The sequence below is a fragment of the Mesorhizobium sp. Cs1321R2N1 genome, from assembly GCF_037179725.1.
Taxonomy (GTDB): domain Bacteria; phylum Pseudomonadota; class Alphaproteobacteria; order Rhizobiales; family Rhizobiaceae; genus Mesorhizobium; species Mesorhizobium salmacidum.
This window is the reverse complement of the sequence record NZ_JAPYKP010000360.1, coordinates 1-255: the sequence shown is the minus strand read 5'-3', so window position 1 is coordinate 255 and position 255 is coordinate 1. Positions and strand designations below refer to the sequence as shown.

Sequence of the window (255 nt, the reverse complement as noted above, 5' to 3'; positions counted from 1 at the left end):
TCGCCGACCGGCGCTATTGCTATCCGCTGACCATCACCGACTTCGCCAGCCGCTATCTCATCGCCTGCGAGGCGCTCTCGACCACGAAGGAAGCCTATGCCTTCACCGTATTCGAGAGTGTCTTCAAAGAGTTCGGCCTGCCCAGCGCGATCAGGACCGACAATGGCGTTCCCTTCGCAAGTCCCAATGCGCTGTTCAATCTCAGCAAGCTGTCGGTCTGGTGGCTGCGCCTGGGCATCGACATCGAGCGCATCA

At 60.0% G+C, this 255-nt stretch carries 1 pseudogene; it reads left to right on the top strand.

Features of this window, described 5'->3' with window-relative positions:
* Positions 1-255 (top strand): annotated as a pseudogene (locus O7A61_RS32500) (IS481 family transposase); the annotation flags it as partial.